Raw genomic sequence first — 16,175 nt, 5'->3', positions numbered from 1 at the left:
CGCTTCGTTGGCCTTTCGGACATCATCAGAAATGGGACTTGGGGGATTGAAATGATTCGCACCCGAATTTGCCTTCGAATTTGCCTCGCGGCCGTGTTGCTCGTCGCTGGCCTTCATGCCGCATCCGCGCAGACGGCGACGCCGCCGGCGGCGCCTGCTGCAGCGACGCAAGCCAAACCTGGCAAGATGAAGCTCACCATGCAGAAGCTGAAAGACATGAAGGCGAAATGGGCAACCAACAAGCCGAAGCTGAAAGCCTGCCGCGCCGACGTGAAGTCCAAGGGCCTCGCCGGCGACGATCGCTGGTTCTACATTGAAGAGTGCATGAGCAAGACTTGAGATCGGGTTCCATCCGACGCTTGCGCAAAAGGGCACGGCGGGCGACCGCCTGCCTCCTAAATCATTCTAGAGACGCTCTAAATTCTCTTGCATCTGGCATACCACAGATTAGAGTTGCGTCGAATTTGGCTTGATCGGCGGGACGCAGGAACCGGTGGTTCCGTTTGATCGAGTCGGGAAATGAAGACTGATCGCCTTGGCGGTCCGGTCCAAACTCATCACGCATTTGAAGAGAACGCGACGTCTCCATGAGCAGCAACGACGACGTTCACAAGGTTCGCGAGTTCGAACATCCCGGCCAGGGACGGAAGCGCGCCAAATCCACACCCAAGGGACGGCAGGTCGATCCCACCGCCTCTCATGAGATCGCGCAGTTGCTCGGCGACCGACCGCGGCGTCGCGACCTGTTGATCGAATATCTGCACCTGATCCAGGATCAGTACCGCCAGATCTCTGCCGCGCATCTCGCCGCGCTCGCCGACGAGATGAAGCTCGCCTTCGCCGAAGTGTTCGAGACCGCGACCTTCTATGCGCATTTCGACGTGGTGAAGGAAGGCGAGCCCGATATCGCGCCGCTGACGATCCGGGTCTGCGATTCGCTGACCTGCGCGATGCTCGGCGGAGAGAAGCTGCTCGCGGATTTGCAAGACGCGTCGGGTCCCGGCATCCGCGTGGTGCGTGCGCCCTGCGTCGGCCGCTGCGATACGGCGCCTGCCGCGGAAGTCGGACACAACTTTGTTGACCATGCGACGGTGGCCAATGTCATGGCGGCGGCGAAGGCTGGCGACACCCACGCGCATCTGCCCAAATATATCGGCTATGACGCCTATGTCGCCCGCGGCGGCTACAAGCTGCTCAATCGCCTGTGCTCGGGCGAACTACCGACGGACGACCTGCTGAAGGCGCTCGACGACGCCTCGTTGCGCGGTCTCGGCGGCGCCGGCTTCCCGACGGGACGTAAATGGCGCGCGGTGCTTGGTGAACCCGGCCCGCGCCTGATGGCGATCAACGGCGACGAGGGCGAGCCCGGCACGTTCAAGGATCGCGTCTATCTCGAGAGCGATCCGCACCGTTTCCTCGAGGGCATGCTGATCGGTGCGCATGTGGTGCAGGCCTCGGATATCTACATCTACCTGCGCGACGAATATCCGGCCTCGCGCGAAATCCTCGAACGTGAGATCGCGAAGCTGCCGCCGGGCGGTCCGACGCTGCACATGCGCCGCGGCGCTGGCGCCTATATCTGCGGCGAGGAATCCTCGCTGCTGGAAAGCATCGAGGGCAAGCGCGGCTTACCCAGGCACAAGCCGCCTTATCCATTCCAGGTCGGTCTGTTCGGCCTGCCGACCTTGATCAACAATATTGAGACCTTGTGGTGGGTGCGCGACATCATCGAGAAGGGCGCCGACTGGTGGAAGGGCCACGGCCGGCATGAGCGGCACGGCCTGCGCAGCTTCTCGGTTTCGGGCCGCGTCAAGAATCCCGGCATGAAGCTCGCGCCTGCTGGCATCACCGTGCGCGAGTTGATCGACGAATATTGCGGCGGCATGGCCGATGGCCATCAGTTCTACGCGTACCTCCCGGGTGGTGCGTCCGGCGGCATCCTGCCGGCGGCGATGGACGACATCCCGCTCGATTTCGGCACGCTTGAAAAATACGGCTGCTTCATCGGCTCTGCCGCGATCGTGATCCTGTCGCAAAAGGACAGCGTGCGCGCGGCCGCATTGAACCTGATGAAGTTCTTCGAGGACGAGAGCTGCGGCCAGTGCACGCCGTGTCGCGTCGGAACCCAGAAGGCCGCGCTGCTGATGCAGCAACCGGTCTGGAACCGCGCTCTCCTGGACGAATTGAGCCAGGCGATGCGCGATGCCTCGATCTGCGGGCTCGGACAGGCGGCATCGAATCCGCTTGCCACCGTGATTAAATATTTCCCTGACGAGTTCAAGGAAGCGGCCGAATGACGAAGATTACGTTCGAGCTCGACGGCAAGCAGGTCGAGGCCAATGCAGGCGAGACGATCTGGCAAGTCGCAAAACGCCAGGGTCGCGAGATTCCGCATCTGTGCTACTCGCCCGCGCCGGATTATCGCCCCGACGGCAATTGCCGCGCCTGCATGGTCGAGATCGAGGGCGAGCGCGTGCTCGCGGCGTCCTGCAAGCGCACGCCATCGGTCGGCATGAAGGTGAAGACCGAGAGCGCGCGCGCGGTTTCCGCGCAAAAAATGGTCATGGAGCTGCTGGTCGCCGACCAGCCGGCGCGCGAGACCTCGCACGATCCGGACTCCAAATTCTGGCACTGGGCCGAAACCACTGGGGTCACCGAGAGTCGCTTCCCCGCCGCCGAGCGTTGGGCGACCGACGCCAGCCATCCGGCCATGCGCGTCAATCTTGACGCCTGTATCCAGTGCGGCCTGTGCGTGCGCGCCTGCCGCGAGGTCCAGGTCAACGACGTCATCGGCATGGCCTATCGTAGTCACGGCTCGAAAATCGTGTTCGATTTCGACGATCCCATGGGCGAGTCCACTTGCGTCGCCTGCGGCGAATGTGTGCAGGCCTGTCCGACCGGGGCCCTGATGCCGGCCGTAATGCTGGACGAGAAGCAGACCCGTGTCGTCTATGCCGACAAGAAGGTGGACTCGCTCTGCCCGTTCTGCGGCGTCGGCTGCCAGGTGACTTATGAGGTCAAGGACGAGAAGGTGATCTATGCCGAGGGCCGTGACGGCCCCGCCAATCACAACCGCCTTTGCGTCAAGGGCCGCTTCGGCTTCGACTACATCCATCATCCGCATCGCCTGACCAAGCCGCTGGTGCGGCTGCCCAACGCGAAGAAGGATTCCAACGACCAGGTCGATCCGGCCAATCCGTTCACGCATTTCCGCGAAGCGAGCTGGGAAGAAGCGCTCGACATCGCGGCCAAAGGCTTGGTCAAGATCCGCGACGAGAAGGGCGTGAAGGCGCTGGCCGGCTTCGGTTCGGCGAAGGGCTCCAACGAGGAGGCCTATCTGTTCCAGAAGCTGGTGCGCACCGGCTTCGGCTCCAACAACGTCGACCATTGCACCCGTCTGTGCCACGCCTCGTCGGTCGCGGCGCTGTTCGAAGGTCTGAGCTCGGGCGCCGTGTCGGCGCCGTTCTCGGCTGCGATGGACGCCGAGGTCATCATCGTGATCGGCGCCAATCCGACCGTGAATCATCCAGTCGCCGCGACCTTCATCAAGAACGCGGTCAAGCAGTACGGCGCAAAGCTGTTCGTCATGGACCCGCGCCGGCAGACGCTGTCGCGCCATGCGACCAAGCATCTGCAGTTCAAGCCGGGCTCCGACGTCGCCATGCTGAACGCGATGATCCACACGATCATCACCGAAGGGCTGACCGACGATCAGTACATCGCCGGCTACACCGAGGGGTTCGAGGAGCTCAAGGAGAAGATCAAGGAGTTCACACCGGAGAAGATGGAGCCGATCTGCGGTGTCCCGGCGCAGACCCTGCGCGAGGTCGCGCGAACCTATGCGCGGGCAAAATCGTCGATCATCTTCTGGGGCATGGGCATCAGCCAGCATGTCCACGGCACCGACAATGCGCGCTGCCTGATTGCGCTGGCGTTGATCACCGGCCAGGTCGGGCGTCCCGGCACCGGCCTGCATCCGCTGCGCGGCCAGAACAACGTGCAGGGCGCTTCCGATGCCGGTCTGATCCCGATGTTCCTGCCGGATTATCAGCCGGTCGGCCGCGACGACATGCGCGGCGCCTTCGAGAAGCTGTGGGGCCAGGATCTCGATCCCGTGCGCGGTCTGACCGTGGTCGAGATCATGAACGCGATCCATGCCGGCGAGATCAAGGGCATGTATATCGAGGGCGAAAACCCAGCGATGTCCGACCCCGATCTCCAGCATGCGCGCCAGGCGCTTGCCATGCTCGACCATCTCGTGGTGCAGGATCTCTTCGTCACGGAGACCGCGTTCCACGCCGACGTCATCCTGCCGGCCTCGGCGTTTGCCGAAAAGGAAGGCTCCTTCACCAACACCGATCGCCGCGTGCAGCTCGCACGCCAGGTGATCAAGCCGCCGGGCGATGCGCGGCAGGATCTCTGGATCATCCAGGAGATCGGCAAGCGCATGGGGTTGCCGTGGAATTATGCCGGTCCCGGCGAGGTCTTCACCGAGATGGCGGAGTTGATGCCGTCGCTGAAGAACATCACCTGGGAACGGCTGGTCCGGGAGGGCGCGGTCACCTATCCCGTCGACGGTCCCGACGTGCCCGGCAACGAGATTATCTTCACCACGGGCTTCCCGACCGCGAGCGGCCGCGGCAAGATCGTTCCGGCTCACGTCATCCCGCCGGACGAGATCCCCGACACCGAATATCCGATGGTGCTCTCAACCGGCCGCGTGCTCGAGCATTGGCACACCGGCTCGATGACCCGCCGCGCGCAGGTGCTCGACCAGATCGAGCCCGAGGCGGTCGCGTTCATGTCGCCGAAGGACATGCACAGGAAGAAGCTCGCGCCGGGCGATTTCATCCGGCTCGAGACCCGCCGCGGCGCGGTCGAGGTCAAGGTCCGCTCCGACCGCGACGTGCCCGAGAACATGGTGTTCATGCCGTTCTGCTACGCTGAGGCGGCGGCCAATCTCCTGACCAACCCGGCGCTCGATCCGTTCGGCAAGATCCCGGAGTTCAAGTTCTGCGCGGCCAGGGCGGAGCGGGCCGAGATGCGCGACGCGGCGGAGTAGGCTGCGCGCTCGCCGGTTATTTGGCGACACAATGCCTGCGGTGTCGTCCCGGCGAAGGCCGGGACCCATACCGCGAGGTGTCTCGTTAGCGGATGGTGGGCGTACCGAACGACGAGTCTTCTCCAAACTCCTCCCTGTGGTTATGGGTCCCGGCCTTCGCCGGGACGACGCTGAGGCTGTGGTGCATGTGTCCACCCGTGTCGCCGTCCCTTCGCTCCTCGCAGCGGCGGTGCTAGACATCGTCCATGTCCAAAGCCACCCCAGCCACACGCGCGCTCACGGCCGCCGGTGTTGCCTTCACTGTCCACACCTACGACTACGATCCCGACGCCGAGAGCATCGGCCTTCAGGCTGCATCCGCACTCGGCGAGGATCCCGCGCGCGTCTTGAAGACGCTGATGGCGCTGGTCGACGGCAAGCCGGTCTGCGTGATCGTCCCGTCCGATCAGGAAGTCTCGATGAAGAAGCTCGCCGCTGTTGTTAGCGGCAAGTCGGCGCAGATGATGAAGCCGCCTGAGGCCGAGCGCCTCACCGGCTACAAGGTTGGCGGCATCAGCCCATTCGGGCAGCGGAAGCTTGTGCGCACCGTGATCGAGCAGAGCGCGCTCGCACATGATTACGTGTACGTGAATGGCGGTCAGCGCGGACTGCAGGTGCGGCTCAGTCCGGGCGATGTGCGGGACGTGTTGAAGGCGATCGTCGCGGAACTGGTCGCCTGAGCGCGGCGCTCTGCTATTGTTTTTGCAACAGCTTCAGCCGACAGCGCAGCGCTTCGCGGATGTGTGTGCGCGCGAGCTGCTCCGCTTTGCCGCCGTCGCGAGCCGCGATGGCGTCGATGATGGCCTGGTGCTCGCCGTGGCTGGTCGACGGGCGACCGGATACGGTGAACGTGGTTGGACCGAGCAGGGCGATCCAGTCCTGCAATTCCCGCGAAGCGTTGTCGAGATAGCGGTTGCGCGCGGCGCGGCAGATCGCCTCGTGGAAGGCGCGGTTGAGCCGCGCCATCTCGGCGGGATCAGTCCCCGACGCTTCCACGAAGGTCTGCTCGATGTCCCTGAGCGCGTCGACCTCGGTCGCAGACGCGTGCTCGGCGGCAAGTCGGGCGGCGGCGCCCTCCATGATCTCGCGCATGGCGTAGAGCTCGAGCACCTCCGAGATGTCGAGGTTGCGTACGATCAGGCCGCGGCCGCCGGCAGGTTCGACGAACCCACGTGCGGCAAGCCGCCCGAGCGCTTCCCGCACCGGGGTGCGGCTGACCTTCAGCCGCTGGGCGACCTCTTCCTCGCGCAGGCGGTCGCCGGCGCGGTAGCTGCCGGCCTGCAGCGCCTCGCAGAGCGAGCGGAACACTGCTTCGCCGAGCGCCACGCCGCCGCCGCGCGCGATCGAGCCGCCTGCTTTTGTCGGGCGTCTTGCCATGCATCCTCGTGCTCGCCACGCGCATCCTTCCCATGCAGGATAACGCTTGCCGGACATTCGTATATCTTTGTATACAAAGGTGCGCAATGACCAGCCGGATTGGCCGGGGCCGCCGGCGGGCAGAATGTCTCCAACTTCGTCGCATCGGACAGACGGCATGAGCAGCAAATACGATGTGCTGGTGATCGGCGGCGGCAACGCGGCGCTGTGTGCGGCGATCAGCGCGCGACGCGGTGGGGCATCGGTGCTGGTGCTCGAAGGCGCGCCAAAGTTCTATCGCGGCGGCAACACGCGCCACACCCGCAACATGCGTTGCGCACATGACGAGGCGACCGAAATCCTCACCGGCCCCTACACTGAGGAAGAGTTTTGGGAGGATCTCCTGCGCGTCACCGGGGGCCAGACCGACGAGGTGCTCGCCCGGCACATGATCCGCGAGTCCAAGGACATCTTGAACTGGATCGTCGAGCAGGGCGTGCGCTGGCAGCCCTCGCTCGGCGGCACGCTGAGCCTCGGCCGCACCAACTCATTCTTCCTCGGCGGCGGCCGCGCGATGTTGAACGCACTTTATCTCACCGCCGAGAAGCTCGGCGTCGAAATCGAATACGACGCCGAGGTCATCGACCTCATGATCGAGGACGGCATGTTTCTCGCCGCCCACCTCAGGCGGCCGATTAAAGGCGACACCGAGATCCGCGCGACGTCGCTGGTCGCCGCCGCCGGCGGATTCGAGGCCAACATCGAATGGCTGAAGCAATATTGGGGTGAGGCCGCCGACAATTTCCTGATCCGCGGTACCCCCTATAACCGCGGCTCGATCCTGAAGATGCTGCTCGCCAAGGGCGTGCAGGAGGTCGGCGACCCCACCCAGTGCCATGCGGTCGCGATCGACGCGCGCGCGCCGAAATTCGACGGCGGCATCATCACGCGGCACGATTCTGTGGTGTTTGGCATCGTCGTCAACAAGCACGCGCAGCGCTTCGATGATGAAGGTGAGGACATCTGGCCGAAGCGTTACGCGATCTGGGGCCGGCTGGTGGCCGCGCAGCCCGAACAGATCGCCTACATCATCTTCGACTCCACCGTGGTCACGAGCTTCATGCCGACGCTATTCCCGCCGATCGCAGGGCAGACGGTGGCTGAGCTTGCCGGCAAGCTCGAGCTCGATCCGGCCGCGCTGGAAAAGACGATCACCGAATTCAACGCCGCGGTGCAGCCCGGCACCTTCGACCACACCATTCTGGACGATTGCCGCACGGAAGGCATCACGCCGCCGAAGACGCATTGGGCACGGCGGATCGAGACACCGCCCTACCTTGCCTATCCGGTGCGGCCCGGCATCACCTTCACCTATCTCGGCACGCGCGTGACCAGGGAAGCGCGCATGCTGATGGCTGACGGCAAGCCGTCGGCCAACATGTTCGCGGCCGGCGAGGTCATGGCCGGCAACGTGCTCGGCAAGGGCTATGCCGCCGGCATGGGCATGACCATCGGCAGCGTGTTCGGGCGGATCGCAGGACGGGAAGCGGCGCGCCACGCGAAGAATTAGGCGGAAGAACAGACACGAGGGAGGAACCATGTCACGCATTGCCATCGCTTCGATCGCGGCGCTGCTGACCGTCGGCTACGCCCACGCGGCCGAGCCGATCACGCTGCGAGACATGGGCTCGTTCCATGTCGGTGGCCGTCTTGTCGAAATCTCGGGCAAGCCGGTGAGGGAGGTCGTGTTCGCGCCCGGCGGAGTGCCGGCCAAGGTTGATCCCAACGGGACGTATCAGGTCGAGCAGATGTATGTTCAGTATTTCCTGCCGGCAAACGAGAAGGGTGCCTATCCTTTGCTGATGTGGCATGGCGGCGGACTGACCGGCGTCACCTACGAGACCACGCCTGACGGACGCGAAGGCTGGCTGAATTATTTTCTACGCATGGGGTGGGGGGTCTATAACTCCGACGCAGTAGAGCGCGGACGCGCGGGCTGGGCGCAATATCCCGATATCTTCAAAGGCGAGCCGGTCTTCCTGACCACGGCCAACCCGTTCGAGCGTTTCCGCATCGGCGATGGGCCGAACTCGTACGATCCCGATCCCGCCAAGCGAAAATTGTTGCCGGGCAACCAGTTCCCCGTCGAGGGTTACGAGAATTTCGTCAAGCAGAACGTACCGCGCTGGACCACGACCGACGATGCGACCATCGCCGCCTATATCGCTGAGATCGATCGCGTCGGCCCCTCGGTGCTTCTGTTCCACAGCCAGGCCGGCACCTTCGGCTTCAAGGTCGCGCAAGCCCGCCCTGACAAGGTCAAGGCGCTGATTGCGATCGAGCCGGCCGGCATCGGCGATCCCGCCAAAGCGGATGTGCTGAAGAACATCCCGACCCTCATCATCTACGGCGACTATATCGAGCGCGATTCGCGCTGGCCCAAGATCCGCGCCAACGGCATCGCCTTTGCGGACGCCATCAAGGCGGCCGGCGGCAGCGTCGACATCATCGATCTCCCGCAGACAGGCATCAAGGGCAATTCGCATATGGTGATGATGGACAAGAACAATCTCGAGGTCGCGGCCCTGATCCAGAAATGGCTCGAGGGCAAAGGCCTGACGAAGTAAAGCCATGCACGGAAGCAGAATTTTGGATGAAGGCGACCGCCTGATGACGGTCTGCAATTCCTGCCGTTACTGCGAAGGCCTTTGCGCGGTTTTTCCCGCCATGGAGATGCGCCGCGCCTTCTCCGACGGCGACCTCAATTATCTCGCCAATCTCTGCCATGGCTGCGGCGCCTGCTACGTCGACTGCCAGTTCTCGCCGCCGCACGAATTCAACGTCAACGTCCCGCAGACGCTGGCGATCGCGCGCGCGGAATCCTATGCGACCTATGCCTGGCCGCAGGCGCTGTCCGGTGCCTTCGCCCGCAATGGTCTCGTCATCAGCATCGTCGCCGCGCTCAGCATGGCCGCCTTCATACTCGGCTTCGCTGCCCTAAACGACCGCAGCGTGCTGTTTGGCGTGCACACTGGCCCCGGCGCGTTCTACAAGTTGATGCCGCACAACGCGATGGCAGCGTTGTTCAGCGCCGCCTTCCTTTATGCGATTTTCGCGCTGGTGATGAGCGTGCGTGCCTTCTGGCGGGATATCGGCCCGCCGATCGGCGGCCGTGCGGACGGCGGCTCGATCTTTCAGGCGATGCGCGACGCTGGTGAGCTGCGCTACCTCCATGGTGGCGGCGTCGGCTGCTACAATGAGGATGACAAGCCGACCGACCGGCGCAAGCTTTTCCATCACCTGACCTTCTACGGCTTCCTGCTCTGCTTCGCCGCGACCTCGGTCGCAACGCTGTATCACTATCTGCTCGGCCGCGAGGCGCCGTATCCGTGGTGGGATCTGCCGGTGGTTCTCGGCACGCTCGGCGGCATCGGCCTGATCATCGGGCCGATCGGCCTGTTCGTCGCCAAGATGCGGCGCGATCCGGCGCTGCTCGACGAGCAGCGCTACGGCATGGATGTCGGCTTCATCGCCATGCTGTTCCTGACCGGGTTCACCGGCATGCTGCTTCTGATTCTGCGGGAGACTGCCGCCATGGGACCGCTGCTGGCACTCCATTTAGGTGCAGTGTTCGCGCTGTTCATCACCATGCCCTACGGCAAGTTCGTGCACGGCATCTATCGCTTCGCGGCGCTGGTGCGTTATGCGCAGGAGCGACGCGGAGAAGCCGGTTCTTGAGATTCAGGCGGCGCGGAAGCGGCCGATCGGGGCACCGCGCCTCGCCTGATTGAGGCGCCTCGTGCATCTCTCTTATGCCACCTCGCGCTCTGGTCCAGACGCCTGCTCGCGAGCCATCGTCGTTGCGGTGACGTAGTCGGTCTTGCCGGTGCCGAGCAGCGGCACCTTGTCCACCACCATGATCGCCGCGGGAACGGTCAGCTCGGATGCGCCGATCGCCTTGGCTTGGCCCTGCATGGCACTGCGCTCGGCACCCTTTTCCGTCGTCAGCAGCACGATACGCTCGCCCTTGCGCGGATCCGGGATCGAAACCGCGACCGATGCGGCCTGCGGCCACAGCGTTGTCGCGATGTTCTCGACCGCCGACAGCGAGACCATTTCGCCGGCGATCTTGGCAAAGCGCTTGGCGCGACCCTTGATGGTGATGAAGCCGGCCGGGTCGATCGCCACGATGTCGCCGGTGTCGTGCCAGCCGTCGGCGAGCGGTTCGAGCACGCCGGGATTTTCGGCCCGCAAGTATCCGAGCATTACGTTGGGTCCGCGCACCGACAGGCGTCCGCCTTCCTCGATGCCGGGGACCGGGTCGAGGCGGCTTTCCATCAGCGGCGACAGGCGGCCGACCGTGCCTGGACGATTGGCCATCGGCGTGTTCATCGCCAGCACCGGTGCCGTCTCGGTGACGCCATAGCCTTCGAGGATGCGGATGCCGTAACGCTCCATGAAGACCTGCCGGGTGCGATCCTTGACCGCCTCCGCGCCGGCGATCACCAGGCGCAAGGTGCGGAAGTCGTAGGCATGGGCCGAGCGTGCATAGCCCGTGAGGAATGTGTCGGTGCCGAACAGGATCGTGGCTCCGGTCTGGTAGATCAGCTCGGGCACGATCCGGTAGTGCAGCGGCGAGGGGTACATGTAGATCGGAATGCCCGCGAGCAGCGGCATCATCATTCCACCGGTCAGCCCGAAGGAGTGGAACACCGGCAGCACGTTGAACACCTTATCATTGGCGTTGGCATCGACCCGCGCCAGCGCCTGTGCGGCGTTGGCAAGGATATTGCGGTGGGATAGCACAACGCCCTTGGGCGTGCCTTCCGAGCCCGACGTGAACAGCACGACGGCCGGATCGCTCGCCTGGCGGACGACGCGCGGCGTAGTACCGGCGAGCAGGCCCTTGATCTTGTCGGCCGTGCCGATCGAGGCACGGACGTCCTCGAGGTAGACGACGCCGACTTCCGCGGAGATCGCCGCCATCAGCTTGTCGAGCTTGCCCTTCTCGATGAAAGCTTTCGACGTCAGCACGGTTTTGACCTGCGCGGCTTTCATGGCGGCAAGCACGTTGACCGGGCCCGCCGAGAAGTTGAGCATCGCCGGCACCCGGCCGATGTTTTGCAGCGCCATGAAGACCACGGCGACGCCTGCGGAATTCGGCAGCAGCACGCCGACATTTTCACCGATGGCGGTGCCGTTCTCCAGCTTCCGGCTCAAGACCTGCGCGCCAAGGATCAGCTTGCGATAGGTCAGCTTGGTGCCGAGCGCGTCCTCGACGATGACCTTGCCGGTGTCGCGGTCGCGATAGGCGTGTCCGAGCGCCTCGAACAGGGTGTGATCGAGCATGGCGTTCTTCACCATGGCGTCGATCATCACGTCCTGAAGTGCTGCGCCCGCGGCGTTGCGGCGCGCCTTGCCCTTGAGCGACGGATCGACCGGAAGCTTGACCGGCGGCAGGATGGTGACGGTCACCCGCGGAAACCACGAGCGCTTGATCTGGCGGCCGTTGAGATAGCTGAGATGCGAGCGTTGGGCGCCTTCGATGCGGATCGGGACGACGACCGCGTCGGCCTTGTCCGCGATCATCGCGGTGCCGTCATAGACCTTCATCAGCGAGCCGGAAACAGTGATGCGTCCTTCCGGGAAAATCACCACCGGCTCTCCGGCGGCGACGAGCTTGATGAGGTCGCGCGCCGCCAGCGGCTTGGTGGGGTCCATGGTGTAGTGCTTGACCACCCGCAGGAACGGCTTGGCCCACCAGGCCTTGGCGATGCCGGTATCAACCGCGAAGCTCGCGTCGATCGGCAGCACGGCGTGCAGGAGCGGGCCGTCGATCAGGCTGACATGATTGGGCGCGATCAGCATGCGCGTGCCAGCAGGCGGCAGGTTCTCCAGCCCGCGGACCTCGGTGCGGAACAGCGCGCGGAACAGCAGCCCGCCAAAGTCGCGCACGCCTTCCTTGCCCCACTTGGTCAGCACGAACCAGACTGCGCCGAAGCTGATGACGCCGAGGCCAAAGAAGATCCAGCCGATGTGCAATCCGCCGGCCTGCAACAGCGCGACGAACAGCGAGCCGGCCACCATGAAGGCGGCCTGCAGCACGTTGCCGGCGGCGATAATGCGGGCGCGCTCGGAGGGGGCGGACCAGGCCTGGACGGCGGCGAAGGACGGCACGACGAACAGCCCGCCGCCGAATGCGAAGGCAACGAAATCGACCAGCATGCGCAATCCCGCGAACGAGGTTGCGAAGTCGCCCGCTGTGATGTCCTGGCCCTTGGTGGTCACGCCGATCGCCCAAGCGAGGTCGAGGCCGGCAAACCCCATCATGATGGCGCCGATCGGCACCAGCGCGAGGTTCGGGCGAACGTGGCTCAGATTCGCGGCGAACAGCGAGCCGACGGCAATGCCGATTGCGAAGATCGCGAGACACAACGTCACCACGCCCTCGGTGCCACCGATGACTTCCTTGACCAGCGCCGGTAGCAGCGAGAGCACGATGGCGCCCACCAGCCAGAACCAGGACACGATCACGGTGCCGTCCCACAGCCGGTGATCGGCGTGCAACGTCTTCAACAGGCCGAGCGTCGAGGTCCAGGGATTTCGATTGACCGGCAGATCGGGTGCGGACGGCGTCGTCGCTGGTATGCGGGAGGCGAAGGCCCAGGACAGCAGGGCCAGCACGACCACGACCGATGCGACCCAGCCCATATGCGCGGAGCCGGCCACGAACTGGCCACCGGCAACGGTGCCGAGCAGGATGGCCATGAAGGTCGCGCCTTCGACCAGCGCGTTGCCGGTCGCGAGCTCGCCGAGCTCGAGCTGGTCCGGCAGCATCGCGTATTTCACGGGTCCGAACAGCGCGGCGATGACGCCGAACAGTGCGAGCGCTGCGAACAGCAGCGGCACCGAGTGCAGGAAGAAGCCGGCCGCGGCAAAGCCCGCGGCAAAGATCTCGGCGAATTTGAGCCGCCTTGCGACGACGGATTTGACGTATTTGTCGGCGAGCTGGCCGCCGAGCCCGGACAGGATGAAATAGGGGAAGATGAACACCGCGCCCGCGACCGTCACCAGCGCATCACCGTGGCCGGTCGCGGCACTGTAAAGCAGGATGATGACGAGTGCGTTCTTGAGCACGTTGTCGTTCAGCGCCGAGAAGAATTGCGCCCAGAACAGCGGCGCGAAGCGGCGTGACGACATCAAATCCCTGATCATGACTAGTCCTGTTTTGGAAACGCTGTCTGAGGTTGTTTCATTGTCGGATGGGCGTCGGGACCCGAGGAGATGCGACGGGCATTTGCGGGTTGACGAACGATCGCCCCGGCCTGCTCTGCGCCTTTACCTTCCGATCCTGTTGGTCTCCGCGTGGCGACGTTTGGTTCGCAAATGGCTGGTCGCGGCTCTATCACGCCCCGGCAAGGAGGCGTGCGCGCCTCAGGTAAGGTGGGCAAGGCGGCGAAAGGGCGAGAGGCGGCCGAGCAGGCTAATGCGGCGGCCCTCATGACGGGCGCGGTCGCGGTTGGCCCGCCACATCGGGAAGGTCACGCGGCGCTCGGTCAGGACGCCGGCAATGTCGCAGGCATTTGCAATGCGATCGATCGGCGCCGTCGCGAACCGCAGGAAGGCGCGGCCAAATCCGGTCACGAGAGCTGTGGCGTCATCGACGAAGGTGGAGGCGATATCAACAGCGAGGGTTTGCATTTTGCAGATCTCCAGGTTAATTTGAACATTGTTCAAATGAGTACCTTGAAAATGAACAATGTTCAAGACGAATCGTTGCGAGACCGAAAAAAATCTCGCCGGCGGCAGCAGATCGTGGAGATCGCTCGCAGCATTATCGCGACTAAGGGGCTGAAATCGTTGAAAGTCCGGGATGTTGCGGACGCCGCAGGCTGCTCGGTTGGGAGCGTCTACAACGAGTTCGGCGACTTCGACGGGGTGATCCTGACCGTGAATCGGGAGACCGTTAAGGAGCTGACGGTGCGGCTGGGCCAGGTTCCCGCCGAGGATCCCGTTCGCCAGCTCTACGGGCTGGCCGCGACCTACCTCGAATTTTTTGCGGAGCACGCCAATCTGCTGCGCTCGCTGTTCGAACATCGGATGGAGGACGACCGCCCTTACCCCGATGACATCCTTCAGATGGTGATGGACGCCTTCGCGCTGATGCATCCACCCCTGGTGCGGCTGCTTCCGAATGCAGACGACGTGCAGATCGCGCTGCTGTCACGCACCCTGTTTTCCGCCGTGCACGGGATCATCTCGCTCGGCCTCGAAGAACGCATGGTAGCCGTGCCGCCGCAGATGCTGCGCCAGCAGGTCGATCAGTTTCTGGATGCGCATCTCGCAGGGCTCGGGATTGTGCCAGTACGATAAAGTGTGGAGCGCTGCTACGCGCTGGCGGCCTTGCGGTGCCGCGAGGTGACGACGACGACGTCCGTCGTCCCGTTGTCGACCTGAACACGGTTGCGTCCGTTCTCCTTGGCGCGATAGCAGGCGGCATCCGCGCGCCGCATCGCGTCCTCGAGCGTGGTGTTGCCGTCGGTGATGCAGGCAACGCCGATGCTGGCGGTCACTGCAAAGCAACGATCGTCCCACGCGAAGACGGATAGCTCGAGCGACCGGCGCAGCCGTTCGGCGATATCCACGGCGTCGTACGGCGTGCTTTGTGGAAGGATTAGGCCGAATTCGTCACCGCCAAGCCGGGCCACCAGGTCATGCGGCCGTCGTTCCTGTTGCAGGAGACGCGAGATCTGGCAGAGCAGGCGGTCGCCGGCGAGATGACCGCAGCTGTCGTTGACGTCCTTGAATTGGTCGAGATCGAGCAGGACCAGGCCCAGCGAACCCGCCGCGGTGTCGTCCAACTCGCTTTGCAGGCGGGCCTCGAACGCGCGCCGGTTGGACAAGCCGGTCAGCCAGTCGTGCGACGCCTGCCAGACTAGGCGCTCCTTCTCGGCATGCAGGGCATCCTCAAACGCCTGTCGTTGCAGCACCAATCGCCGCGTGTGCCAGATCAGGAGCAGGATCAGCGTCATGGCTGTGACGATATTGACGCCAGTCAGCGTCATCTTGATGGCGCGCGAGCCTTCGCCGAGAACGGTGGAGAACCGCTTGGCGTGCACCGTGAACTGAGTGTTGAGCTCCGAAAGCCGCGACGACAATAATTGGAGGCGGTTGCCGTCCTGAACCGGTCCGCTCTTCAACTCTGACCGGATGACCTCGCCGAAAACGCTCAGCTCCAGCAGCATGGGGTCGGTGGCAGCCCACTCGCTGATCGCTTCCTTGAGAAAGCTGACCTGTTTGAAGTAGCGAAACAGCCAGATCAGTCCCGGCACGTCATCGGGATGGTTGCCGCCTTGCAGGAAGCCGATGCGGGCGGCCTCGACGTCGACCGGATCGCGCTCGAGCGCCCAGCGCGCGAACTCGTCGCCGATGGGAACGGCCAGCGAGGTCTGATATTGCGCAAACTGGCTGGCGTCGCCCGAATGCAGATAGAGATTGAGGAAATAGACGGCGTTCTTCTGCGAGCGCGACCACAACGCTTCGCCCGCGACATAGGCGCGGACCGAGGACATCACCTCCAGGCTGAATCCGGCGATCGCCGCCTGCAGCAGAACGACCGTGACGAAAGGCGAAACGAGCTTGATGACATGAAGGAAGCTTCGTCCCTTCGTTGACGGCGCTGTTCTGCGAAACACTTTGCGTTCCCCAAGTCGCTCAA

At 64.1% G+C, this 16,175-nt stretch carries 12 protein-coding genes; 8 read left to right on the top strand and 4 right to left on the bottom strand.

The annotated features are described in order from the left end of the window. The first annotated feature begins 51 nt into the window (after positions 1–51). The 4 genes from IVB42_RS05880 (at position 52) to ybaK (ending at position 5,781) form a co-directional block, all read left to right on the top strand. Positions 52–339 (top strand): hypothetical protein, encoded by a 288-nt coding sequence (locus tag IVB42_RS05880; RefSeq protein ID WP_026233096.1) that lies wholly within the window; start codon positions 52–54, stop codon positions 337–339. Positions 340–587: 248 nt separating this feature from the next. Beyond that, positions 588–2,297: an NADH-ubiquinone oxidoreductase-F iron-sulfur binding region domain-containing protein gene (locus IVB42_RS05875; protein WP_247397720.1), complete on the top strand. Its 1,710-nt coding sequence runs from the start codon at positions 588–590 to the stop codon at positions 2,295–2,297. After that, entirely contained in the window at positions 2,294–5,062 is a 2,769-nt protein-coding gene (gene fdhF / locus IVB42_RS05870) for a formate dehydrogenase subunit alpha (RefSeq protein WP_247469841.1), read from the top strand. The genes IVB42_RS05875 and fdhF overlap by 4 nt, the downstream gene beginning before the upstream one ends. 245 nt (positions 5,063–5,307) lie before the next feature. Then, on the top strand, positions 5,308–5,781 hold the full coding sequence (gene ybaK / locus IVB42_RS05865; protein ID WP_247397726.1) for a Cys-tRNA(Pro) deacylase: 474 nt from the start codon (positions 5,308–5,310) through the stop codon (positions 5,779–5,781). Positions 5,782–5,794: 13 nt separating this feature from the next. Here the strand turns inward: ybaK and IVB42_RS05860 are convergent, their stop codons facing one another. Continuing rightward, entirely contained in the window at positions 5,795–6,478 is a 684-nt protein-coding gene (locus IVB42_RS05860; RefSeq protein ID WP_085350046.1) for a GntR family transcriptional regulator, read from the bottom strand. Between the two features lie 157 nt (positions 6,479–6,635). On the opposite strand from IVB42_RS05860, the gene tcuA reads away from it, so the two are divergent. The 3 genes from tcuA to tcuB are packed head-to-tail and all read left to right on the top strand — an operon-like array spanning position 6,636 to position 10,195. After that, a complete protein-coding gene (gene tcuA / locus IVB42_RS05855) occupies positions 6,636–8,027 on the top strand; it encodes an FAD-dependent tricarballylate dehydrogenase TcuA (RefSeq protein WP_247397729.1) in 1,392 nt (463 codons plus the stop codon). 28 nt (positions 8,028–8,055) lie between these two features. After that, positions 8,056–9,084 (top strand): esterase, encoded by a 1,029-nt coding sequence (locus IVB42_RS05850; RefSeq protein ID WP_085384376.1) that lies wholly within the window; start codon positions 8,056–8,058, stop codon positions 9,082–9,084. A gap of 4 nt (positions 9,085–9,088) precedes the next feature. Beyond that, positions 9,089–10,195 (top strand): tricarballylate utilization 4Fe-4S protein TcuB, encoded by a 1,107-nt coding sequence (tcuB, locus tag IVB42_RS05845; RefSeq protein ID WP_085384375.1) that lies wholly within the window; start codon positions 9,089–9,091, stop codon positions 10,193–10,195. A 72-nt stretch (positions 10,196–10,267) separates the two neighbouring features. On the opposite strand, the gene IVB42_RS05840 is transcribed toward tcuB, so the two are convergent. Together IVB42_RS05840 and IVB42_RS42195 are read right to left on the bottom strand one after the other, a co-directional pair. Further along, a complete protein-coding gene (locus IVB42_RS05840) occupies positions 10,268–13,672 on the bottom strand; it encodes an acyl-[ACP]--phospholipid O-acyltransferase (protein WP_247397731.1) in 3,405 nt (1,134 codons plus the stop codon). 219 nt (positions 13,673–13,891) lie between these two features. After that, positions 13,892–14,158 carry a hypothetical protein gene (locus tag IVB42_RS42195; protein WP_346659071.1) on the bottom strand — a complete coding sequence of 89 codons (267 nt, stop codon included), beginning with the start codon at positions 14,156–14,158 and terminating at the stop codon, positions 13,892–13,894. A 51-nt stretch (positions 14,159–14,209) separates the two neighbouring features. Here IVB42_RS42195 and IVB42_RS05835 point away from each other — a divergent pair, with 51 nt between their 5' ends. Next, a complete protein-coding gene (locus IVB42_RS05835; protein ID WP_162496297.1) occupies positions 14,210–14,830 on the top strand; it encodes a TetR/AcrR family transcriptional regulator in 621 nt (206 codons plus the stop codon). A 14-nt stretch (positions 14,831–14,844) separates the two neighbouring features. Here IVB42_RS05835 and IVB42_RS05830 read toward each other — a convergent pair whose 3' ends face one another. Then, complete coding sequence (locus tag IVB42_RS05830) at positions 14,845–16,152, bottom strand: GGDEF domain-containing protein (RefSeq protein WP_085384371.1); 1,308 nt, start codon at positions 16,150–16,152, stop codon at positions 14,845–14,847. Between the last annotated feature and the right edge of the window lie 23 nt (positions 16,153–16,175).

The sequence above is a fragment of the Bradyrhizobium sp. 45 genome (assembly GCF_023073155.1).
GTDB classification, from domain to species: domain Bacteria; phylum Pseudomonadota; class Alphaproteobacteria; order Rhizobiales; family Xanthobacteraceae; genus Bradyrhizobium; species Bradyrhizobium canariense_D.
This window is presented reverse-complemented; position numbering and strand designations above follow the sequence as displayed.

Excerpts from the sequence above, each read along its gene's own strand:
- tcuA (WP_247397729.1), top strand. The coding sequence starts at position 6,636 with ATGAGCAGCAAATACGATGTGCTGGTGATCGGCGGCGGCAACGCGGCG.
- IVB42_RS05860 (WP_085350046.1), bottom strand. The coding sequence starts at position 6,478 with ATGGCAAGACGCCCGACAAAAGCAGGCGGCTCGATCGCGCGCGGCGGC.
- IVB42_RS05840 (WP_247397731.1), bottom strand. The coding sequence starts at position 13,672 with ATGATCAGGGATTTGATGTCGTCACGCCGCTTCGCGCCGCTGTTCTGG.
- tcuB (WP_085384375.1), top strand. The coding sequence starts at position 9,089 with ATGCACGGAAGCAGAATTTTGGATGAAGGCGACCGCCTGATGACGGTC.
- fdhF (WP_247469841.1), top strand. The coding sequence starts at position 2,294 with ATGACGAAGATTACGTTCGAGCTCGACGGCAAGCAGGTCGAGGCCAAT.
- IVB42_RS05880 (WP_026233096.1), top strand. The coding sequence starts at position 52 with ATGATTCGCACCCGAATTTGCCTTCGAATTTGCCTCGCGGCCGTGTTG.
- ybaK (WP_247397726.1), top strand. The coding sequence starts at position 5,308 with ATGTCCAAAGCCACCCCAGCCACACGCGCGCTCACGGCCGCCGGTGTT.
- IVB42_RS05875 (WP_247397720.1), top strand. The coding sequence starts at position 588 with ATGAGCAGCAACGACGACGTTCACAAGGTTCGCGAGTTCGAACATCCC.
- IVB42_RS05835 (WP_162496297.1), top strand. The coding sequence starts at position 14,210 with ATGAACAATGTTCAAGACGAATCGTTGCGAGACCGAAAAAAATCTCGC.
- IVB42_RS05850 (WP_085384376.1), top strand. The coding sequence starts at position 8,056 with ATGTCACGCATTGCCATCGCTTCGATCGCGGCGCTGCTGACCGTCGGC.
- IVB42_RS42195 (WP_346659071.1), bottom strand. The coding sequence starts at position 14,158 with ATGCAAACCCTCGCTGTTGATATCGCCTCCACCTTCGTCGATGACGCC.